Raw genomic sequence first — 21,424 nt, 5'->3', positions numbered from 1 at the left:
GGAGGACGGGGACGTCCGGGCATCGGCCATCGGTCCGACCGCCCGGCAGACCTTGGGCCCAGGTCCCGGGTCTCAGAAGAGCTTGCCGGGGTTGAGGATGCCGAGCGGGTCGAAGGTGGCCTTGATCCCGCGCTGCAACTCCACTCCCACCGGCCCGAGTTCGCGCGCGAGCCACTCCTTCTTCAGCACGCCGACGCCGTGCTCGCCGGTGATCGTGCCGCCGAGTTCGAGGCCGAGCGCCATGATCTCGTCGAACGATTCGCGGGCCCGTCGGGACTCGTCGGCGTCGGTGTGGTCGAAGCAGACGACCGGGTGGGTGTTGCCGTCTCCCGCGTGGGCGCAGACGCCGATGGTGAGGTCGTACTTCTCGGCGATGCCGGCCGTACCCTCCAGCATCGCGCCGAGCTTGGAGCGCGGTACGCAGACGTCGTCGATCATCGTCGCCGTCTTCACGGTCTCCAGCGCGGTGAGGGACAGCCTGCGGGCCTGGAGGAGGAGTTCCGACTCGGCGACCGTGTCGGCCGGGACGACCTCAGTGGCGCCCGCGGCCTCGCACAGCGCGCCGACGGCGGCGAGGTCGGCGCCCGGCTCCGGGGTGTCGAAGGCGGCCAGCAGCAGGGCCTCGGTCGTCTCGGGCAGTCCCATGTTCGCCATGGCGTTGACGGCACGCAGCGTCGTGCGGTCCATGAGCTCCAGCAGCGACGGCGTGTGGCCGCGCTCCATGATCGCGCAGACCGCGTCGCAGGCAGCGGCCGCCGAGTCGAACTCCGCCGCCAGCACCAGCTGGGCGGGCGGCTGCGGCCTGAGGGCCAGCACCGCTCTGACAACGATGCCGAGGCTGCCCTCGGAGCCGACGAAGAGCCGGGTGAGGTCGTAGCCCGCGACGCCCTTGGCGGTGCGGCGGCCGGTGGTCAGCAGCCGGCCGTCGGCGAGGACGACGTCCAGGCCGAGCACGTACTCCGCGGTCACCCCGTACTTGACGCAGCACAGCCCGCCGGAGGCGGTACCGATGTTCCCGCCGATCGTGCACATCTCCCAGCTGGAGGGGTCCGGCGGGTAGTAGAGCCCGTGTTCGTTGACCGCGCGGGAGAGCACGGCGTTGACGACCCCGGGCTCGACGACGGCGATCCGGTCGACCGGACTGATCTCCAGGATCCGGTCCATCTTCGTGAGCGAGAGCACGATGCACCCGTCCGAGGCATTCGCTGCGCCGGACAGTCCGGTGCGGGCGCCCTGCGGGACGACCGGGACGCGCAGGTCGGTCGCGGTGCGCATGACGTGCTGCACCTGCTCCACCGTGCGCGGGAGGACCACGACGGCGGGTGTGCCCGCCTCGCAGAAGCTCGCCATGTCGTGTCCGTACGAGGCCGTCACATCCGGGTCGGTGAGGAGGGCGTCGGCGGGCAGGCCGGAACGCAGCCGTTCGAGAAGATCGTCCATGGAAACAGCGTCGCACCGGGGGCCATCGGTGTGAACCCGTCTGCGTTCCGGTTCACAGGGCCGGGTGTGTTCTTCGTATTTACTGCTCGCTGACGCACAGTGAGCGCCATGAGGAGCGAACATCTGAAGACCGCCGCGATCAGCACCCTGGTCGCCGCCACGCTGGTCACCGGGGTGGTCGTGCTGGTTCCCGGCCGTGACGAGCTGAGCCCCCGCCCGGCGCCCGGCAGCCCCGGCAGCCCCGGCAGCCGGGGGCCGGCCGCCACGGCGACGGGCATTCCGGCCGCCCTCGACGATCTGACCGCTCTGATCGCCGAGCGGGAGCGCCGGCTCCAGGTGCACCCCCGGGACGGGGAGTCGTGGGCGCTGCTCGGGTCGGCGTATGTGCAGCGGGGCACGCGTCTCGCCGACTGGGCCGCGTTCCCGAAGGCGGAGAACGCCCTGCGCAGGTCGCTGGAGGTGATGCCGGCGGAGGAGGGCAACACCGAGGCCCTCGTCGGCCTCGCCACGCTGGCTGTCGCACGGCAGGACTTCGTCACCGCCCGCGTCCTGGCCGAGCGCGCGGTCAAGCAGCGGCCGAAGCAGTGGACGGCGTACCCGGCGCTGATCGAGGCCTGCAACGGGCTCGGCGACTACAAGGCCGCCATCAAGGCGATGGACACCCTGACGTCGCTGCACACGGGGCCGCAGGCGCTGGGGTTGGCCGCGGGCGTCTACCGCAACCGCGGCTGGCGCGAGGACGCGGCGGCCGCCGCGTACGACGCCGTGGGCAGCGCCTCGAACCGCGCGGAGAAGGCGGTCGCGCTCCAGCAGCTGGGCGATCTGGCCTGGGAGCGGGGGGAGCCGCAGGAGGCCGTCGAGGCCTACGACCGTGCGCTGAGACTCGCGCCGGACCACCACCCGGCCCTGGCGTCGCGGGCCCGCGCGCTGGCGGCACTGGGCCGTAATGACGACGCCTTCCGCGACTACCAGGCGGCCCTGGAGGAGCTTCCGCTGCCGCAGTACGCCCTGGAGGCGGGCGAGTTGTACGAGTCGCTCGGGCTGAGCGGGGATGCCCAGTCGCAGTACGAGCTGATGCGCACCTCGGCCGCGAAAGCGGGCGAGAACGGCGTGAACGAGGAACTGGTCCTCGGGCAGTACGAGGCGGACCACGGCGACCCCGAGGCCGCCGTGCGCAGGCTCCGGAGCGAGTGGAACCGCAAGCACCGCAGCATCCAGGTCGCGGACGCGCTGGGCTGGGCGCTGTTCAAGGCGGGCCGGGCGAAGGAGGCGCTGCCGTACGCGAGGAGGGCGACGGACGCGGGCCTGCGCAGCCCGCAGTTCGCCTACCACCGGGGGGAGATCGAGCGGGAACTCGGCTTGTCGGGTCCGGCCCGCCGGCACCTCGCGGAGGCGCTGCGGATCAATCCGCACTTCTCGCCGCTGCTGGCGCCGCTCGCCACGGACGCTCTCGCCGCGCTCGGGGAACTGCCGGACGGCGGCCCCAGAAAGGTGACCGGGGAGGAGCGGGACACGGAGTCCGTGCAGGGTGACGGCGCCGCGGGCGGCGGCACGGTGAAGCCGAAGCCGGAGCCGTCCGAGCGGCCCCGGTCGGGCGACGCGGGCCCGTCCGGCGACGGAGCGGGGTACGGACCGGGGGCGGGCACGGGGTCATCCGGCACGGATGCCTCCGGTGCGGGGTCGACCGGCACGGATGCCTCCGGTGAGGGAGCCTCCGCCACCGGCTCCTCGGGCACGTACTCCGGCGGCACGGGCCAGGGGACGAACCGGGGCGACGCCGGTGCCGGGCAGCAGGCACCGCCCTCGCGGCAGTCATCCGGGCAGTCCGCCGGCAGCGCGCCGCGGCAGAACTCGCACGCCCAGCCGCCTGCGTCCGGTGCTTCCGGCAACGCGCGGCCGGGGCGCGACTGACCGCCCCGGGACAACGGCCCGGCGGAGAGCCGGGGTCAGCGGAGGGTGGCGTAGACGATGAGGTTGTCGACCGGGTGTCCCTGCGCGTCGAAGGCCCCGTCACAGGTGATCAGCCGCAGCTCACGGCCCGCTGTGCGGCCGTAGACCCGTTCGGTGGGAAAGGCCTGCTTGCCGACCGTCTCCGTGGCGGTGACGGCGAAGTGGACGGTCACTCCCGCGGCGTTGCGCACCGCGATGTCCGCGCCCCGGGCGATCGTGTGGAGGTCGTGGAAGACGGCGCGGCCGTGGCGGGTGTCGTTGTGGCCGATGATCACGGCGGCCCCGTTGTCGCCCGGTACGGCCGCGCCGGTGTACCAGCCCGCGGTCATGCCCCGGTCCGCGGGCGGGACTTCGACGGTGCCGTCCCGATTGAGGCCGAGCCGCATCAGCGGACCGGTCACGCCGATCGAGGGGATGCTCACCTCCACGGGGTCGGCTTTCCGCTTCCGGGCGGGGTCGGCCTTGTGCTGACGGGCGGGGTCGGCGGTCGCTGTCGCGGAGGCGCGCGGTGTGCCCGTGGCCGGGGCCTCGTCGGCCGCCGCGGAGCAGCCGGTGACGGCGGCGAGAAGGGCGAGGGCGCCGAGGACGGCGAGGACGGCGAGGACGGCGAGAAGAGGACGGGCGGGCGCGGGGGACGCGCCGGTCCGCCCCGGCTCGAAGGCGTGCTGACCGGGACGGTGCTGACCGGGAGGGTGCTGACCGGGAGGGTGCTGACCGGGACGGTGCGGCGGGGTCATCGGAACTCCTGAGGCGGCAGGGGTCCGCGGGGGCGGCGCCGTGATTGGCGGCCGCCCCCGCGGTGGGGTGGGTCAGCCGTGGCGGCGGCCCGCCGCACGACGGCGGATCACGACGGCGCCGGCGCCCGCGAGCAACGCGACTCCGGCCGCCGATCCGGCGAGAGCGGTGCTGTTGCCGCTCCCGGTGCCGGCGGGCCGCTCCCCCGCGTCGACACCACCGCGCGGCAGACGACCGGACCGCTCCTGCGCCGGGGCGGGCTTGTCACCCGCGTCGACACCACCACGCGGCACACGACCGGACCGCTCCTGCGCCGGGGCGGGGGTGGGGGCCGCCTCGCGTACCGGCTGCGAGGTGCGGTCCGCGGTCGGCAGGGCGGGGGCGGGGGTCGAGTCGGCGAAGGCGCCGCCGGCCGGGACGATCACTGCCGCGGTCGCGGCGGTGGCGACGGCGAGGGCGCGCAGAGACAGACGGTGGGACATGAGTATGGCTCCATTCCAGCTCGGACCAGGGATGCCGGGACGGCGTCGCAACGCGGCGTCCGGGCATGGGCGTCAGGCTGTCCTGAAGTTGTGAGGAAGCTGTCAGATCGCTGTGAGGGGCGTATCAGGGCTGCCGGGAACCCTCCCGCCGGCCCGGCGCCCCGGGGCTCACCGGGAGCCGGAGCGTGAACACCGATCCCTGCCCCTCCGTGCTGGCCGCCTCCGCCGAACCGCCGTGCCCTTCCGCCAGCTTGCGCACGATCGCCAGTCCGAGACCGCTGCCGCCGGTGCGCCGGCTGCGCGATTTCTCCGCGCGCCAGAAGCGGTCGAAGACGTACGGCAGGTCGTCCGCCGGGATGCCGCTGCCGGTGTCGGCGACCTCCACGGCCACCTCGTCCCCGCCGTCCGAAGCCCGGGCGCGCAGGGCGACGGTGCCGCCGGGCCCGGTGTGCCGCAAGGCGTTGGAGACGAGATTGCCGACGGCCTGCCGCAGCCGCACCGGGTCCGCGGCCGGCGCCGGCGTGCCTTCGGGCACCGAGACGCTCAGCGTGACGCCGGCGGTCTCCGCCCGTGCCTGATGGGCGGCCGCGACCTGGGCGAGGAGTTCGTCGATCCGTACCGGTTCGAGGTGCAGACGCAAGGCGCCCGCGTCCGCCTCCGCCAGGTCCTGGAGGTCGTCGATGATGTGCTGGAGCTGCACCGCCTCCTCCAGCAGCGAGGACACGAACGCCGGGTCGGGGTCGGCGAGTCCGTCCTCGGCCGCCTCCAGCCAGCCGCGGATGTTGCTCAGCGGAGTGCGCAGTTCGTGCGCGACGTCGCTGACCATGGCCCGGCGCTGGGTCTCCAGCCGGGCGCGGTGGGCGGACATGTCGTTGAACGCCGCGGCCAGCCGCCCGATCTCGTTGTCCGCGGTGACCGCCACCGGCGCCGTCGTCTCGCCGTCCTTCATCCGCTGCGCGGCTCCGGTCAGCGCGTGCAGCGGCCGTACGAGGCGGGTGGCGGCCAGCAGGGAGGCACCGACGGTCAGTGCGAGGACGAGGGCGGCGGCGCCCGCGATGCGTGCGGTGTTCGCCGGGGAGAGGTCGAAGCCGGGGACGGTCGTGCTGTCGGAGTCGCCGATGAACAGCAGCGCGGGCGAGGAGACGTAGGAGCTGAGCTGTTCGCGCCGGGCGGTGCCCACGCAGGAGGCGATGGCCCGGTCCTCCAGGCTGCCCGCTTGGCCGCGTACGACGGGGGCGGGCTCGGCCGGCACGGGCCGGCTCGGGGCGGGCAGTACGCCGGGGGACGCGTCCTGCCGCGGAACCGGCCGTGCCTCGGTGTCGCGCTTCCAGGACAGGTCCAGGCCGAGCCGGACGCCCGCGCGGCCCTGCCGGTCGAGGCAGGCGTCGGCCAGTTTGTCGAGGGTGGCGAGCGCGGTGCGTTCGCTGGGGGTGGGCTCGTCGAGTGCGTCGAGCGGGCAGCGGGTGCCCTCGATCCGGTCGATGTCGTTGCCGACGACCTGGATACGGGGGCGGCCGCTGGGAGTTCGCAGGATGTCCGAGGCCAGTCCGTACTCGCGCAGGCAGCTGACGACCCGGTCGGCGGTCCTCTTCAGCTGTGCCCCTTCGGCGGCGGGCAGCCGGAACGGTCCCACCGCACGCGGGTCGATACGGTCCGCCGGGTCGCCGCCGCTCTGCTCGGTCGCGGGGGTGAGGGCGCTGTCCGCGGAGAGCGGGTCGACGACGGCGGCGGGCTGGGGCGGCAACGCCGGCGGCGTCTGTTCGGTCGCGGAGTCGGCGATGGGGGCGCGGCTCGGTGTGGTCAGCGCGATACGGCGGCCGTACTGCCGGGCCAGTGCCCGTACGGTCGGCTCGACACCGTCCCACTGGGCGTGCGTCGCCGCGCGGCCGAGCAGCGCGTGGTAGATCCGGGCGTCGTCGGTGAGGTTCTGGCCCTGCTCCTGCTTGATGGCACCGGAGGTGGTCTGCACGGCCAGCCAGGCGGTCGCCGCCACCGAACAGGCGGCCACCAGCGCGGAGACGGCGAGCAGGCGGCCCAGCAGACTCTTGCGCAACGGCAGCCGCCGCCCGCTGCGGCCGGGACGCCGCTCCCGGCTACGAGACCGCACGGCCGGCACTCTTCGCCGGGTCCGCGAGCTTGTAGCCGACGCCGAAGACGGTCAGGAGGCGGGCGGGCCGCCGCGGGGCGGGCTCGATCTTCTTGCGCAGGTTCATGATGTGCACGTCGACGGTCCGGTCGCCGATGTAGCGGGCGTAGCCGTGCAGTTCCTCCAGGAGCCGCTGCCGGGTGAAGACGCGTCCCGGCTCGGCGGCCATCGCGGCGAGGATGCGGAACTCTCCGGGGGTGCACTCGACGCGTTCGCCGTCGACGCTCACCTCGTGGCGGTGCGGGTCGACGACGAGGGTGCCCACCGCGAGGACGGGCTCCGCCGCCGGGCGCGCGGCGGGCGGGCGGGTCCGGCGCAGCAGCGTACGGACCCGGGCCATCAGTTCGCGCGGGCTGTAGGGCTTGGTCATGTAGTCGTCGGCCCCGAGGTCGAGGCCGAGCAGCAGATCGTCCTCGGTGGAGCGGGCGGTGAGCATCAGCACCGGCAGTTCGTACGTCTCCGCCCGCAGGATGCGCAGTACGTCCAGGCCGTCGGTCTTCGGCATCATCACGTCGAGGACGAGCAGGTCGGGCGCTCTGCGGCGGATCTCCTCGACGGCGGCGCGGCCGTCGCGTACGAGCGTGACCGTGTGGCCCTCGCGTTCCAGATAGCGGCGGACCAGTTCGGCCTGCTTCTCGTCGTCCTCGGCGACCATGACATGTGCGCTCACGCCGCGATCGTAAGCAGTCGGACGCGGTCCCGAGGCACGAAGTGCCGGACAGGCCTGCTGTGCAGGCCCGTCCGGCACCGGGACGGTCCGGATCGGGGATCCCGTACCGGGATCGCCGTCGGCTCAGAGGTTGCCGCGCTTCTCCTGCTCGCGCTCGATCGCCTCGAAGAGCGCCTTGAAGTTGCCCTTGCCGAAGCCCATCGAGCCGTGCCGCTCGATCATTTCGAAGAAGACGGTGGGCCGGTCCTGGACCGGCTTGGTGAAGATCTGCAGCAGGTAGCCGTCCTCGTCGCGGTCGACGAGGATCTTCAGCTCGCGCAGGGTCTCGACCGGCACCCGGGTCTCGCCGGCCCACTCGCCGAGGGTGTCGTAGTACGAGTCGGGGGTGTCGAGGAACTGGACTCCGGCCGCCCGCATGGTCCGTACCGAGGAGACGATGTCGTTCGTGGCGAGCGCGATGTGCTGGACGCCGGCGCCGCCGTAGAACTCGAGGTACTCGTCGATCTGCGACTTCTTCTTCGCGATCGCCGGCTCGTTGATCGGGAACTTCACCTTCAGGGTGCCGTCGGCGACGACCTTCGACATGAGCGCGGAGTACTCGGTGGCGATGTCGTCGCCCACGAACTCCTTCATGTTGGTGAAGCCCATGACCTTGTTGTAGAAGGCCACCCACTCGTTCATTCTGCCGAGTTCGACGTTGCCGACGCAGTGGTCGATGGCCTGGAAGGTGCGCTTGGCGGGCGGCTCGACCATCGGGGCGGTGGCCACGTAACCCGGCAGGTAGGGGCCGTCGTAGCCGGAGCGGTCGACCAGGGTGTGCCGGGTCTTGCCGTACGTCGCGATCGCGGCGAGGACGACCGTGCCGTGCTCGTCCTTGATCTCGTAGGGCTCGGTGATGCCGCGGGCACCGTGCTCGGTGGCGTACGCGTACGCGGCCCGGGCGTCCGGCACCTCGATGGCCAGGTCGATGACGCCGTCGCCGTGCTCGGCGACATGACCGGCCAGGAACGCGCCCCACTCGGTCGAGGCCTTGATGACGGAGGTGAGGACGAAGCGCGCCCCGCCGTTCTCCAGCACATAGCTCGCCGTCTCGCGGTTGCCGTTCTCCGGACCGGAGTAGGCGACGACCTTCATGCCGAAGGCGGTCGAGTAGTAGTGGGCGGCCTGCTTGGCGTTGCCGACGGCGAAGACGACCGCGTCCATTCCCTTGACCGGGAAGGGGTCGGCCTCGCGCGCGGTGGTCGGGTGCTTGATGGTCTCAGTCATGACCGCAGGCTCCCTCCGTTCCACAAGGTGCGCAATAGTTTGTGATTCCCCTGGTCAATCTGCACAGCCCGAGAGCAGTATGAGGGGGCTTTCTGTACAGGATGCCCATCCCGGGGGTGCGCCATGGCGATCGATCATCTGGACGGCCGGCTCATCGTGCTGCTGGCCCGCGAGCCGCGTATCGGCGTGCTGGAGGCGTCCCGACGGCTGGGGGTCGCCCGCGGCACCGTGCAGGCCCGGCTCGACCGTCTTCAGTCGAATGGAGTCATCCGCGGACTGGGTCCCGACGTCGACCCCGCGGCCCTCGGCTACCCCGTCACCGCCTTCGCGACGCTGGAGATCAAGCAGGGCCAAGGCGCCGACGTCAGGGCCCATTTGACGGGTGTTCCCGAGGTGCTGGAGCTGCACACGACCACCGGGCACGGCGACATGCTCTGCCGTCTGGTGGCGCGGTCCAACGCCGATCTTCAACGGGTGATCGACCGGGTTGTCGGTTTTGATGGCATCGTGCGGGCCTCCACGGCGATCGTCATGGAGAACCCCGTACCGCTGCGGATCATCCCGCTGGTGGAGCAGGCCGCGGAGGACGAACCAGGCTGAGTGGAGCGCGCGTGAGCTTCTGGGAGTATGTGGCCACCCGGCACCAGCAGTTGCTCACGGACGCCTATCAGCACGTCAGCGCCGTCTTCCAGTGCATGGTGGTCGCCACCGTCCTGGGCATCCTGATCGGCGCCGTGACTTACCGCAGCACCTGGGGCGGCAACCTCGCCATCACCTCCACGGCCACCTTCCTGACCATCCCCTCCCTCGCCCTCATCGGCCTGCTGATCCCGCTGGTGGGCCTGGGCGTGCCGCCCACCGTCATCGCCCTCACGCTGTACGGGCTGCTGCCGATCGTGCGGAACTCCATCGTGGGACTGCGCGGCGTCGACCCGTCGCTGGTGGACGCGGCCAAGGGCATCGGCATGTCCCGTACCGCCCGGCTGCTGCGGGTGGAGCTGCCGCTCGCCTGGCCGCCGATCCTCACCGGCATCCGGGTCTCCACGCAGATGCTGATGGGAATCGCCGCCATCGCCGCGTACGCCTCGGGGCCGGGCCTCGGCAACGAGATCTTCCGCGGCATCGCCTCGCTGGGCAGTGCCAACGCCATCAACCAGGTGCTCGCGGGCACCATCGGCATCGTCATCCTCGCGCTGCTCTTCGACGCGGCGTACGTCCTGATCGGGCGCCTGACCATCTCCAGGGGGATCCGTGACTGAGACATCCGGCGCGGGGATCCAGCTGGAGAACCTGAGCAAGCGCTACCCCGGCAACCCGAACCCGGCCGTCGACAACGTCTCGATGGACATCAAGCCGGGCGAGACGGTGATCCTCGTCGGCCCCTCGGGCTGCGGGAAGTCGACCACCCTGAAGATGATCAACCGGCTGATCGAGCCGTCGTCGGGGCGCATCAGGATCGGCGACGACGACGTCACCGACATGGACCCGGTGAAGCTGCGGCGCACGATCGGCTACGCGATCCAGTCCTCCGGCCTCTTCCCGCACATGACGGTCGCGGAGAACATCGCGCTCGTACCGAAGATGCTCGGCTGGGCGAAGCCGAAGGTGCGAGGCCGGGTCGAGGAGATGCTCGACCTGGTCGGACTCGACCCGCGCGAGTTCCACGGCCGCTATCCGCGCCAGCTGTCCGGCGGGCAGCAGCAGCGCGTGGGCGTCGCGCGGGCGCTCGCGGCGGATCCGCCGGTCCTGCTGATGGACGAGCCGTTCGGCGCCGTCGATCCGATCACCCGCGACCATCTCCAGGACGAACTGATCCGGCTCCAGCACGAGTTGCACAAGACGATCGTCTTCGTCACCCACGACTTCGACGAGGCGATCAAGCTCGGCGACCGGATCGCGGTGCTGCGCGAGCACTCGCACATCGCGCAGTTCGACACCCCGGAGGCGATCCTCACCAATCCTGCCGACGACTTCGTCTCCGGATTCGTGGGCGCGGGCGCGGCGCTCAAGAGGCTCAACCTCACCCGTGTACGGGACGTCGAGATCGCGGACTTCCCGACCGTGACCGTGAACGACCCGCTCCAGTCCATCTTCAACCGGCTCCGCACCGAGCTGCACAACGAGCTGCTGATGCTGGACCGGCGGGGGCGGCCCTACAAGTGGCTCCGACGCGGTGACCTGATGCGTGCCAAGGGCTCGCTGGCCCGTGCGGGGCAGCTGGTGCACGACACGGTGACCCGGGACGCGACCCTGCACGACGCGCTGGAGGCCGTACTGACCGACTCCGGCGGGCGGGTGGCGGTGACCGGGCGGCGCGGCGAGTTCATCGGCGTGGTCGACATGGAGACGCTGATGAACTCCGTGCAGGAGCTGCTGGAGGCCGACCGGCTGGCGGCCATCGAGCACCAGCACCATCTGGAGGAACTGCGCCACCACCGCACGGAACAGGAGCTGGAGGGCGGCGGATGAGTACGGCTCCGGAGCGCCCGCCGGGCGAACACGACGTCAAGGGCCATGCGTTCCGCGACGAGGAGGAGGAGCCCGCTCCCCCGCCGGCCGCGCCCCGGCGGCGTATCACCTGGCAGCAGCTGGTGTTCCTGCCGTCCGTGGTCGCCCTGGTCCTGCTGGCGACCTGGCTGTGGGTCTCCAGCGTCCACCTCGACGTGATCGCGCGGAACTCGCTGTCCGGCGGCAATGTCCAGCTGCGGCTGTGGCAGCACATCCAGTTGACCGCGATCTCCACCTTCTGGGTGCTGATCATCGCCATCCCGCTCGGCATCGCGCTCACCCGGCGCGGTTTCAGCAGGGTGGCGCCGGGTGTCACCGCGGTCGCCAACATCGGCCAGGCGACCCCGGCGATCGGCCTGTTGGCGCTGCTGGTCATCTGGCTCGGCATCGGCCCGTCCACCGCGATCACCGGCATGGTGATCTACGCGGTGCTGCCGGTGCTGTCCAACACGGTGGCCGGTCTGAAGGCGATCGACCCGCAACTGGTGGAAGCGTCGCGAGGGATCGGGATGTCCGCGATGGGGACGCTGCGGAAGGTCGAACTGCCGCTCGCCGTACCGCTGATCCTCGCCGGAGTGCGCACCGCGCTCGTCCTCAACGTCGGCACGGCGACGCTGGCCACCTTCGGCGGCGGCGGGGGCCTCGGCGACCTGATCACCTCGGGCATCCAGACCCAGCGGATGCCGGTCCTGATCATCGGATCGGTGCTCACGGTGGCGCTGGCCCTGATGGTGGACTGGCTGGCCTCGCTGGCGGAACTGATGCTGACGCCGCGCGGACTGGAGGGCTGATGCGGTTTTCGCGCAGGCGTCACACGACACGGGTTACGCCGAGGACGTCTCCGGCGACCCGGGCATCCGTGAGGACACGACCGTCTCTGCGGACGTCGCTGGCCGGCGCCGTCGCCCTCGGCCTGGTGCTCGCCGGCTGCGGCCTCAAGAGCGGCTCGCCGCTCGTGGACAACGTGGTGCCGGGTTCGGTCGGCCGGGGCGAACCGCTCAAGGGCGCGTCCCTGACGGTCGCGTCGAAGAACTTCAGCGAGAACATCGTCCTGGGCCAGATGATCGGCCTGATCTTCAAGGCGGCCGGCGCCGAGGTGCTGGACCGGACGAATCTGCCCGGCTCGATCAGCGCCCGCGAGGCGATCATCAACGGCGACGCGGACGCGATGTACGACTACACCGGCACGGCCTGGATCACCTATCTCGGCCACGAGAAGCCCATCGTCGATCCGCAGCAGCAGTGGGAGGCGGTGCGGGACGAGGACCGGCGGACCGGTGTCACCTGGCTGCCGCAGTCCCGGCTCAACAACACGTACACGCTGGCGATCAGCAAGAAGAACAACGCCACGTACCGGCTCAGGACGCTGTCGGACGTCGCCGCGCTGTCGCAGAGGGACCCGTCGGCGGTGACGGTGTGCGTGGAGAACGAGTTCGCGGCCCGCGAGGACGGACTGCTGGGTATGGAGAGGGCGTACGGGATGAAGATCCCGGCGGGCAACATCCGGAAGATGGACGCCGGGATCATCTACACCCAGGTCTCCAAGTCCGACTCCTGCCTGCTGGGCGAGGCGTACACGACGGACGGCCGGATCAAGTCGCTGAACCTCGACACGCTCCAGGACAACAAGCGCTTCTTCCCCAACTACAACGCCGCCCCCGTGATCCACACCGCCACGATCGAGGCGTGGCCGGCGATCGCCGGCCTGCTGAACCCCCTGAGCGCGCGGCTGACGACGGCGATCGCCCAGGAACTGAACGCCAAGGTGGACGTGGAGGGCGAGGACCCGCACGAGGTGGCGAAGGACTGGCTGATCGAGGAGGGATTCATCAAGGAGGGGTAGGGCGTGGGGGCCGGGCGGGGCCGAGTGGGCGCGACGGGGGCACGGGGTGGCGGGCGAGGGTGGCGGGGGTGGCGCGCGGCGGGCCGGACTGAGCCCATGGATGCGGCAGATACGTACCAAGCACTCTTTGCAAAGAAGTGCTTGCAAGCATCTGGTTGCAAAGCTACCTTTGCAACCATGACCGAGCCCGACCCCCGCGCGATCCGCCATCTCGATCCGCGATCCCTGCGCGGTCTCGCCCATCCCCTGCGGATGCGCCTGCTCAAGACACTGCGCCACGACGGACCCGCCACTGCCTCCCAACTGGCCGAGCGGCTGGGCGAGTCGAGCGGTTCGACCAGCTACCACCTGCGCCAGCTCGCCGCTCACGGCTTCGTCGAGGACGACCCCGAACGCGGCAAGGGCCGCGAGCGATGGTGGCGGGCTGCGGCCGAGGGCACGATGTTCGACGACTCCCTCTACAGCGACCCCGATCCCGCGGTGCGCGGGGCGGCCGACCTCTTTATGCATGAGGTCGCCACCCACCACACCGAGGAGGTCGGCACCTGGCTCGGCACATCGCGGGAGTGGCCGGAGGACTGGCGCCGCAGCTCCGACCTCAGCGACTTCACCCTCCGCCTCACGCCCGCCCAGGCGAGAGAGCTCAACGAGAAGCTGCACGCGGTCATCGAGAGCTACCGCGATCTGACGCCCGCCCCGGAGGCCGAGGACGTCGCGCAGGTCCGTATGCACCTCCACTCCTTCCCGCGGTCGACAACCTGACCGAGGGGCCCCGCACTCCTTCCCGCGGTCGACGACCTGACCGGCGCGATCCGCACTGACCGCCGACCCGCACTCCTTTCCGCGCACCACCGCCCGAAGGGACATCCGGCATGAATCCCGAGATACATCGGCTCCTGCACGAGGACCGTGCACGCCAACTGCAAGCCGAGGCCGCGTCGTTCACGCCCGGCCAGGCGACGGCAACCCTGCGCAGCCGGTTGGGCTGGACGCTGGTCGCATGCGGTCTGCGGCTGGTGCAGGGGGCTCCGCAGCGATCCGCGCGCATCGCGTGACGGGGCGGGGGGACTCGCGTACGACCGCCGCGAGCCAGGGAGATCGCCGTCCGCGACCCGGAGGCAGTGAGGAGAGGACGGGCGGCGCGGGGCGTCGGCCGCTCGCCGCCGTGCTGGCCGCCAACGCCGTTTCCATCGCGGGCAGTTCACTCACCCTCATCGGCGTCCCGTGGTTCGCGCTGGAGACCACGGGCAGCCCGTCCAGGGCAGGTCTGGTCGCCTTCTGCGCCACCCTGCCGGTCGTCGTGTCCGCCCTCACCGGCGGGCCGGTCATCGACCGCATCGGCCGCCGACGGGTGAGCATCGCCTCCGACCTGATCTGCGCCATCGCCGTCGCGGCGATCCCGCTGCTGCACTACGCCGGCGTGCTCGCCTTCTGGATGCTGTGCGCGCTCATGGCCCTCACCGGCCTCTTCCACGCACCCGGAGAGACCTCGCGCTACGTCCTCGTACCCGACCTCGCGAAGGCCGCCGGGACCCCGCTGTCCCGGGCCGCGAGCCTCTTCGACGCCGTGTCGAGGGGCGCACGCATGGCAGGTGCCGCACTCGCGGGGGTACTGATCGCGCTCACCGACGCCGAGGCCGTCCTGCTGCTGGACGCCGCGACCTTCGGCGTATCGGCCCTGCTCGTCGCCCTGGGTGTCCGCGGACTCGGCGCGGCCGAACCCCGCAGGGCGTCCGCCCCCGTCTCGCTCGCGGCCTATCGCCGCGAACTGCGCGAGGGCTGCGCCTTCCTCGTCCGCCACCGGCTGCTGCTGGCCGTCATGCTGATGGTGATGCTCACCAACGGGCTGGACCAGGGCTGGAGTTCGGTGCTCCTGCCGGTACACGCCAAGGACAACCTCGGCGGCCCGGGCCATCTCGGGCTGCTCGTCGCCGTCTTCGCGGGCTGCGCTCTGCTCGGCGCGCTGCTGTACGGGGCGATCGGCCACCGCTTCCCCCGGCGGGCCCTCTTCACCGCGGCGTTCCTCCTCTGCGGACTTCCACGGTTCGCGGTGGCGGCCCTGGTGGACGGTACGGTGCCGCTGGCCGTGACCATGGCGATCGGCGGACTCGGGGCGGGCATGCTCAACCCGATTCTGACGACGGTCATGTACGAACGCGTGCCGGACGAACTGCGCAGCCGGGTCGCGGGCGTGAGCACGGCCGGGGTGCTGCTGACGACACCGCTCGGCGGACTGGCGGCGGGGTTCGTCGTCGAGCGGTCGGGCCTGCCGGCCGCGATGCTGACGCTCGGCGCGCTCTACTTCCTCGCCACACTGGCCCCGGCCCTCTTTCCGGCGTGGCGGGAGATGGACGCGCCACCGCCCGAGGCACCCCGGCCCGCGGACCGGCAACGCACAGTGGACCGGCAAGCCCCTGCGGACCGGCAAGGCCCGGCCGAGCAGCCCCGCCCGGCGGAACAGGTCAGCAGGAAGGGACCTTCGCGCCCTTGTTCAGAGCCCGAAGCGATTCCACGGTGCCCTTCAGAGTCGTGACGGGGATCAGCCGCAGCCCCTTGGGCAGCTCGGCCTGAGCGTCCGAGCACTCCCCCTTCGGCACGAGGAAGACGGTCGCACCGTCGCGCCGCGCCGCCTGCGTCTTCAGCGAGACCCCGCCGACGGCGCCGACCTTGCCGTCCGCGGTGATCGTGCCCGTACCGGCGATGGTGCGTCCGCCGGTGAGGTCGCCACCGGCGCCGTCACCGTCGATCTTGTCCACGACACCGAGCGAGAACAGCAGCCCGGCACTGGGCCCGCCGATGTCGGCGAGCTCCAGTGTGACCTTCACCTTCGCCGGGTCCTCGCCGAGATAGTGGAGCGCGGCCTGCGAGGCGGCGTCCTGCGACTTCACCATGTCCTCGAGATTGCGCCGCTCGACCTCGTTGTCCGACTTGCCCGCGGGATAGACGGAGTCCCGGGGCATGACGGCCCGGTCGGTCCGGAACCAGCTGTCGACGACGTCTCCGAGGAAGACGTCGGCTGATGGCCCGGTCGCGAGGATGGTCGTCATCCGCAGCTCACCGGACGTCTTGCGGACGGGCGCCCCGCTGATGGTGATGACCGGCTTGCCCTTGTCGCTCCCCAGCACGTTCGCGGTGGAGCCGGGCTGCGCGACGGCGTACGGCAGCGGCGCGAGGCCCGCGACGGCGAGGAGCGCGACGACGGGCAGGGCGCAGACGAGGACAGCGCGGTGACGCGTGAGACTGGAGAGCACGGCGCCAATGTATCTGGGCGCGCTTCCCCGCTCCGGGGCGCACCCGGACCGCCGCGCCCGAACCGGACCGTTCCGTGCGGCGCCGGGGTAGGGCTACGCCCTTGTCGCGGCAGCGCGCGGACGGTTCCGGTGCCGCGGTGAGCGCCCGTGTACGCCCGCTTCGCTCATCGCGCCGGGACCGGGACCGGCCCCGGGACCAAGCGGTACTGCGGCACCCGCGTCAGCGCAGCGCGCGTCGGCCACTTCCCTCGCCGCGTCGGCGCTGGGACCGGACCGGACGGCCTACCCGCACCCGCGTCAGCGCAGCGCGTCCGCCACTTCCCTCGCCGCGTCGACCACGCGTGGCCCCACTCTCTCCGGGACCGAGTCCGCGAGCATCACCACACCCACGCTCCCCTCTATCCCCGTCACCCCCACGAGCGCCGCCGCTGCCCCGCTCGCCCCGGCTTCCAGCTCGCCGTGGGTGAGCGTGTAACCGGCCTCCTTGGCGTTCCCCTGGCGGGCCGCCAGGATCGCCTTGCCCGCGGCGCCCCGGTCCAGCGGGTGGCGGAACCCCGCGCGGTAGGCCACGTGGTAGTCCGTCCACGTCGGTTCGACGACCGCGACCGCCAGCGCCTCCGCGCCGTCGACCAGGGTGAGATGCGCGGTGGCGCCTATGTCCTCCGCCAGCGAACGCAGCGCCGGCATCGCCGCCTCCCGTACCAGCGGGTGCACCTGGCGACCCAGGCGCAGCACGCCGAGGCCCACCCGGGCCCGGCCGCCGAGGTCGCGGCGGACGAGTGCGTGCTGTTCGAGCGTGGCGAGCAGCCGGTACACAACCGTGCGGTTGACGCCGAGCTTGTTGGACAGCTCGGTGACGGTGAGGCCGTGATCGGTGTCGGCGAGCAGCTTGAGGACTCGTAGTCCCCGGTCGAGCGTCTGGGAGGTCTCCGCGGTCACAACGCCCTCTCCTTCGGAGTGAAGTGACGGCGGCCTTCCGTACGGCAACAGCTGACGCCGGTCCCGTCGGCGTCGCACCCAGAGGCCGCCGGCAGGCCATGGCACGCCGGCTGCGCTCCGCGGCGGCGCTGCCACGGGGCGTATGCGTTGCCGGGACAGTAGCGAGATGGTCCGCTCAGCGGAAGACCTCGTCCAGAATCCGGGCGCGCAACAGAACGGGGGCCGCGCACCGGAACCACGGGCCGGGGCGCGGGGAGGGAGTTGGACGAGGGTGGCCCGAGGGAGTGTTCAGCGCGTACGGACAGGTGCCGGACGGCCGACAGGCGCCCGCCCATGAACGGGCACTGGAGCCCGGACAGGCACCGGAGCGCTGGCCATTGGCGGAGTACGGGGAGGCACCCGCCTCACCGCATTCGCGTCGCCCATTCCTGGACCTTCTTGATCCGTTCCCGGATCTGCCCGGCCGTCGCCTCCGCGCTCGGCGGTCCGCCGCACACCCGCCGCAGCTCGGTGTGGATGACTCCGTGGGGCTTGCCGCTCTGGTGGACGTAGGCGCCGACCATGGTGTTCAACTGCTTGCGCAGCTCCAGCAGTTCCTTGTGCGAGACGATCGGCCGCCGCTCGGCGGGCAGCTCCAGGAGGTCGGCCTCCTCGTCCGGCTTCTTGCGGCTGTGCGCGATCTGCCGTGCCTGTCGCTTCTGGAGCAGCATCTGGACCTGGTCGGGTTCGAGCAGGCCCGGGATGCCGAGGTAGTCCTGCTCCTCCTCGCTCCCCGGGTGCGCCTGCATGCCGAACTCGGCGCCGTTGTACATCACCCGGTCGAAGACGGCGTCGGACTCCAGCGCCTCGAACGGCAGCATGTCCTGCTCGCCGGTGTCCTCGTCCTGCTGCTTGTTCGCGTCGTCCATCTCCTGCTCGGACTCGGCGTACGGATCCTCCTCGCCCTCCTTCTTCGGCTTGTCGAGGACGTGGTCGCGCTCGACCTCCATCTCGTTGGCGAAGCCGAGCAGCATCGGAATCGTCGGCAGGAACACCGAAGCGGTCTCGCCCCGGCGTCGCGACCGCACGAAACGGCCGACGGCCTGGGCGAAGAAGAGGGGCGTCGAGATGGTGGTGGCGTACACGCCGACGGCCAGACGCGGCACGTCGACGCCTTCGGACACCATGCGGACCGCGACCATCCAGCGGTCGGTGCCCTCGCTGAAGTCGTCGATGCGTTTGGAGGAGCCGGTGTCGTCGGACAGGACGACGGTCGCCTTCGTCCCCGTGATCTCGCGGATGAGCTTGGCGTACGCGCGCGCCGAGTCCTGGTCCGAGGCGATGACGAGGCCGCCGGCGTCGGGGATGGACTTCCGCACCTCGCCCAGGCGCTGGTCGGCCGCGCGCAGCACGTTCGGCATCCACTCGCCACGCGCGTCGAGCGCGGTGCGCCAGGCCTGCGAGATGGCGTCCTTCGTCATCGGCTCGCCGAGCCGCGCCGCGATCTCGTCGCCGGCCTTGGTGCGCCAGCGCATGTTGCCGCTGTAGCTGAGGAATATGACGGGCCTGACGACTCCGTCGGCGAGGGCGTTGCCGTAGCCGTACGTGTAGTCGGCGGAGGACCGCCGGATGCCGTCGTTGCCTTCCTCGTACGTGACGAAGGGGATCGGGTTGGTGTCGGACCGGAAGGGCGTACCGGTGAGGGCGAGACGTCGGGTCGCCGGGTCGAAGGCCTCCAGGCAGGCCTCGCCCCAGGACTTGGAGTCACCGGCGTGGTGGATCTCGTCGAGGATGACGAGGGTCTTGCGCTGCTCGCAGCGGTTGCGGTGCAGCATCGGGCGTACGCCGACACCGGCGTACGTCACGGCGACGCCTTGGTAGTCCTTGCTGAGCGGTCCGGCGCTGTAGTCGGGGTCGAGCTTGATCCCTATCCGCGCGGCCGCGGCCGCCCACTGCTTCTTCAGATGCTCGGTCGGCGCGACCACCGTCACCTGCTGGACGACATGGTGGTGCAGCAGCCAGGACGCGAGGGTGAGCGCGAAGGTCGTCTTGCCGGCGCCGGGGGTGGCGACCGCGAGGAAGTCACGCGGCTGCTCCTGGAGATACCTCTCCATGGCCCCTTGCTGCCAGGCGCGCAGCTTGTTGGCGGTACCCCACGGAGCACGCCCGGGAAAGGCGGGTGAGAGGTGATGGGAGTGGGAGGCGGTAGTAGTCACGATCTCCGGTTCGCCGCTCGTCCAGATATGACAACCGGGCCACCCTACCGGTGTCACGGGTGCGGGCTGAGGGGGACGGGGCCGGGGAAGTGGGTGTTGAGATGTGACTCACAGCGGGCGTGAGCCGTGCGGGTCGCGGGCGCGCCGCGGGTACGGGGGCGTACGAAAGGGCCTTTCCGCCGGTCCCCGCACCGCCCTCACCGTTCCCCGAGCCGGGTCCCCACCCAGGCCCCGACCAGCGCGACGGCGGCCATGGGAAGGAACACCGCCGCGAACGCCGCCGGGTGCGAGCCCGCCACCGAGACACCGTGGCCGGCGACCGAGCCGCCGCCCAGTGCCGCGAACGCCGCACCGCCGATCGCCAGCAGCAGCACGTTCGACAGACCGTCCGAGATCTGGAGGGCCGCCGAGTTCGCGCCGGCCTCCGCAGGTGCCGACAGCTTCAGCAGCAGCACACTCGTGGAAGCGATCACCATGCCCATGCCGAAGCAGCCGAACGCCCAGGCGACACCGACGATCCAGACGGGGACCTGCGGGATCAGCACGCTCGGCGCCGCGGCGATCGAGGCCGCGACCAGGGCCATGCCGGTCAGCATCAGCCGCTCCCGGTGCGGTTCGAGCCGTGGCCGGGACTGTACGTACGAACCGAGCGCCCAGGTCGCGCCGCCCACCGCGAGCGAGAGGCCGGCCATCGTCGGCGACAGCCCGCGCTGGGTCACCAGCATCAGGGGGACAAAGGACTCGGCCGCGATGAAGGAACCCGCGGCGATGCCCCGCAGCAGGACGACGGAGGGAAGCCCGCGCGCCGCGCGGTACGTCCCCGGCGGCAGCAGACCGAGCACCGCCGGAACCAGCAGGGCGGCGCCCGCCGCGGCCGGCACGAGCGAGAGCCAGCGCAGGTCCTGAGCCGCGTACTGGAGCAGTCCGGCACCCACGGAGATGCCCAGCGCCAGCCGGATGCGACGGCCGTCGAAGACGGGCCGCGGCCCGGCGGGAGCCGCGGGGCCGGACGCCATCCGCCGGATCGCGGGCAGCGCGAGCGCCAGCGGGAAGACGACCAGGGCGGGGATGCCGACGAACACCCAGCGCCAGCCGAGGTGTTCGGTGACCGTGCCGGACGCGAGCGGCCCCACGACCGAGGGGATCACCCAGCTCGCGGCGAAGGCGGCCATGATGGCGGGCCGCAGCCGCTCGGAGTAGGCGCGCCCGATGACGACGTACAGCGCGACGATCACGAGCCCGCCGCCGAGCCCCTGAACCGCGCGCCCCACGATGAACAGCCACATCGTGCCCGCGGTCCCCGACAACAGCAGCCCGGCTCCGAAGGCGGCCATCCCGGTCGCGAGCGGCCGGAGCGGCCCGTCCCGGTCGGCCCACTGCCCGGAGAGCACCATGGCGAAGAGGCTGGTGGTGAAGTACGCGGAGAAGGCGAAGGCGTAGAGCTCGATGCCGTGCAGCTCGTGTGCGGCGACGGGCATCGCGGTACCGACGGCGGTTGCCTCGAAGGCGATCAGCAGGACGACGGAGACGATGCCGACACTGAGCGCACGATGGGTCCGGCCGAGGACGCCGCCCCGCTCACCGTCGTCGGACGGCGCGACGCCGGCGGGAAGGGGCGGTGTGACCTCGGCGTCACGGGGTTCGAGGACGGTCATGCTCCCCACAGTAAGGGGCATAGCCCATCGTGAGCCCTGTCGCTGGACGGGTCCTGGCTGGTCCCTTGGTCGTACGACCATGAACGCCGTGTGGCAGTCGTGTTGCGGGCCGCGCTGCGCCCTTGAGCGGCGAGGGGGCCGGGCCTACGGTCGATGCAGATGAGAAACACGGCCGTGTACCCGAGTGGTTCAGGGACTCGCCTGCAAAGCGAGTTACGCGGGTTCGATTCCCGCCACGGCCTCCATCGCCTGACCAGGCAAAACGAAAGGGCGGCACCCTCCCGGGGTGTCGCCCTTTCGCTCGTCCGTCTCAGTTGCCGTCTCAGTTGTGCGACACAGGCAAG

The 21,424-nt window shown here is 71.7% G+C and carries 19 protein-coding genes and 1 tRNA gene; 10 read left to right on the top strand and 10 right to left on the bottom strand.

All coding sequences use genetic code 11. The features are described from left to right. Positions 1–72: 72 nt before the first annotated feature. Complete coding sequence (locus ABTX78_RS15935) at positions 73–1,440, bottom strand: FAD-binding oxidoreductase (protein WP_352207387.1); 1,368 nt, start codon at positions 1,438–1,440, stop codon at positions 73–75. A gap of 108 nt (positions 1,441–1,548) precedes the next feature. Here ABTX78_RS15935 and ABTX78_RS15930 point away from each other — a divergent pair, with 108 nt between their 5' ends. Continuing rightward, a complete protein-coding gene (locus ABTX78_RS15930) occupies positions 1,549–3,351 on the top strand; it encodes a tetratricopeptide repeat protein (RefSeq protein WP_352207386.1) in 1,803 nt (600 codons plus the stop codon). Between the two features lie 35 nt (positions 3,352–3,386). Here the strand turns inward: ABTX78_RS15930 and ABTX78_RS15925 are convergent, their stop codons facing one another. The 5 genes from ABTX78_RS15925 to hppD form a co-directional block, all read right to left on the bottom strand. Further along, positions 3,387–4,127, bottom strand: a complete 741-nt coding sequence (locus tag ABTX78_RS15925) for a class F sortase (RefSeq protein WP_352207385.1) — start codon at positions 4,125–4,127, stop codon at positions 3,387–3,389. Between the two features lie 72 nt (positions 4,128–4,199). Next, a complete protein-coding gene (locus ABTX78_RS15920) occupies positions 4,200–4,607 on the bottom strand; it encodes a hypothetical protein (protein ID WP_352207384.1) in 408 nt (135 codons plus the stop codon). A 124-nt stretch (positions 4,608–4,731) separates the two neighbouring features. Then, positions 4,732–6,714 (bottom strand): sensor histidine kinase, encoded by a 1,983-nt coding sequence (locus ABTX78_RS15915; protein ID WP_352207383.1) that lies wholly within the window; start codon positions 6,712–6,714, stop codon positions 4,732–4,734. Next, the gene (locus ABTX78_RS15910) at positions 6,701–7,408 is read right to left on the bottom strand and encodes a response regulator transcription factor (RefSeq protein WP_352207480.1); all 708 of its coding nucleotides are present in this window, start codon (positions 7,406–7,408) and stop codon (positions 6,701–6,703) included. The genes ABTX78_RS15915 and ABTX78_RS15910 overlap by 14 nt, the downstream gene beginning before the upstream one ends. 138 nt (positions 7,409–7,546) lie before the next feature. Beyond that, entirely contained in the window at positions 7,547–8,689 is a 1,143-nt protein-coding gene (gene hppD, locus ABTX78_RS15905; RefSeq protein ID WP_352207382.1) for a 4-hydroxyphenylpyruvate dioxygenase, read from the bottom strand. 123 nt (positions 8,690–8,812) lie between these two features. Between hppD and ABTX78_RS15900 the strand changes: the two genes are divergently transcribed. The 8 genes from ABTX78_RS15900 (at position 8,813) to ABTX78_RS15865 (ending at position 15,573) form a co-directional block, all read left to right on the top strand. Next, positions 8,813–9,289, top strand: coding sequence for an Lrp/AsnC family transcriptional regulator (locus ABTX78_RS15900; RefSeq protein WP_352207381.1), 477 nt, complete (start codon positions 8,813–8,815; stop codon positions 9,287–9,289). Between the two features lie 11 nt (positions 9,290–9,300). After that, the gene (locus tag ABTX78_RS15895) at positions 9,301–9,948 is read left to right on the top strand and encodes an ABC transporter permease (protein WP_352207380.1); all 648 of its coding nucleotides are present in this window, start codon (positions 9,301–9,303) and stop codon (positions 9,946–9,948) included. Then, on the top strand, positions 9,941–11,158 hold the full coding sequence (locus ABTX78_RS15890) for a betaine/proline/choline family ABC transporter ATP-binding protein (protein WP_352207379.1): 1,218 nt from the start codon (positions 9,941–9,943) through the stop codon (positions 11,156–11,158). The genes ABTX78_RS15895 and ABTX78_RS15890 overlap by 8 nt, the downstream gene beginning before the upstream one ends. Then, positions 11,155–11,988, top strand: coding sequence for an ABC transporter permease (locus ABTX78_RS15885; protein WP_352207378.1), 834 nt, complete (start codon positions 11,155–11,157; stop codon positions 11,986–11,988). Before ABTX78_RS15890 ends, ABTX78_RS15885 begins: the two co-directional genes overlap by 4 nt. Positions 11,989–12,074: 86 nt before the next feature. Next, a complete protein-coding gene (locus tag ABTX78_RS15880; protein WP_352207479.1) occupies positions 12,075–13,040 on the top strand; it encodes a glycine betaine ABC transporter substrate-binding protein in 966 nt (321 codons plus the stop codon). Positions 13,041–13,217: 177 nt separating this feature from the next. Further along, positions 13,218–13,802, top strand: coding sequence for an ArsR/SmtB family transcription factor (locus ABTX78_RS15875; RefSeq protein ID WP_352207377.1), 585 nt, complete (start codon positions 13,218–13,220; stop codon positions 13,800–13,802). A 110-nt stretch (positions 13,803–13,912) separates the two neighbouring features. Further along, a complete protein-coding gene (locus ABTX78_RS15870; RefSeq protein ID WP_352207376.1) occupies positions 13,913–14,095 on the top strand; it encodes a hypothetical protein in 183 nt (60 codons plus the stop codon). 110 nt (positions 14,096–14,205) lie between these two features. Beyond that, positions 14,206–15,573, top strand: a complete 1,368-nt coding sequence (locus tag ABTX78_RS15865) for an MFS transporter (RefSeq protein WP_352207375.1) — start codon at positions 14,206–14,208, stop codon at positions 15,571–15,573. On the opposite strand, the gene ABTX78_RS15860 is transcribed toward ABTX78_RS15865, so the two are convergent. The 4 genes from ABTX78_RS15860 to ABTX78_RS15845 form a co-directional block, all read right to left on the bottom strand. After that, on the bottom strand, positions 15,503–16,291 hold the full coding sequence (locus tag ABTX78_RS15860) for a S16 family serine protease (protein WP_352207374.1): 789 nt from the start codon (positions 16,289–16,291) through the stop codon (positions 15,503–15,505). The two genes, ABTX78_RS15865 and ABTX78_RS15860, sit on opposite strands and share 71 nt — an antisense overlap. A 297-nt stretch (positions 16,292–16,588) precedes the next feature. Continuing rightward, entirely contained in the window at positions 16,589–17,230 is a 642-nt protein-coding gene (locus tag ABTX78_RS15855) for an IclR family transcriptional regulator (protein WP_352207373.1), read from the bottom strand. Positions 17,231–17,634: 404 nt separating this feature from the next. Next, a complete protein-coding gene (locus ABTX78_RS15850) occupies positions 17,635–19,425 on the bottom strand; it encodes a DEAD/DEAH box helicase (protein ID WP_352207372.1) in 1,791 nt (596 codons plus the stop codon). Between the two features lie 197 nt (positions 19,426–19,622). Beyond that, positions 19,623–21,080: an MFS transporter gene (locus ABTX78_RS15845; RefSeq protein ID WP_352207371.1), complete on the bottom strand. Its 1,458-nt coding sequence runs from the start codon at positions 21,078–21,080 to the stop codon at positions 19,623–19,625. 170 nt (positions 21,081–21,250) lie between these two features. Here ABTX78_RS15845 and ABTX78_RS15840 point away from each other — a divergent pair. Then, positions 21,251–21,325 (top strand) — tRNA-Cys (locus ABTX78_RS15840). Positions 21,326–21,424 lie beyond the last annotated feature (99 nt).

It is taken from the genome of Streptomyces sp. NPDC096193, assembly GCF_040302905.1.
Lineage (GTDB): Bacteria > Actinomycetota > Actinomycetes > Streptomycetales > Streptomycetaceae > Streptomyces.
The sequence above is the reverse complement of the archived record's forward strand: the minus strand, read 5'-3'. Positions and strand labels throughout refer to the sequence as shown.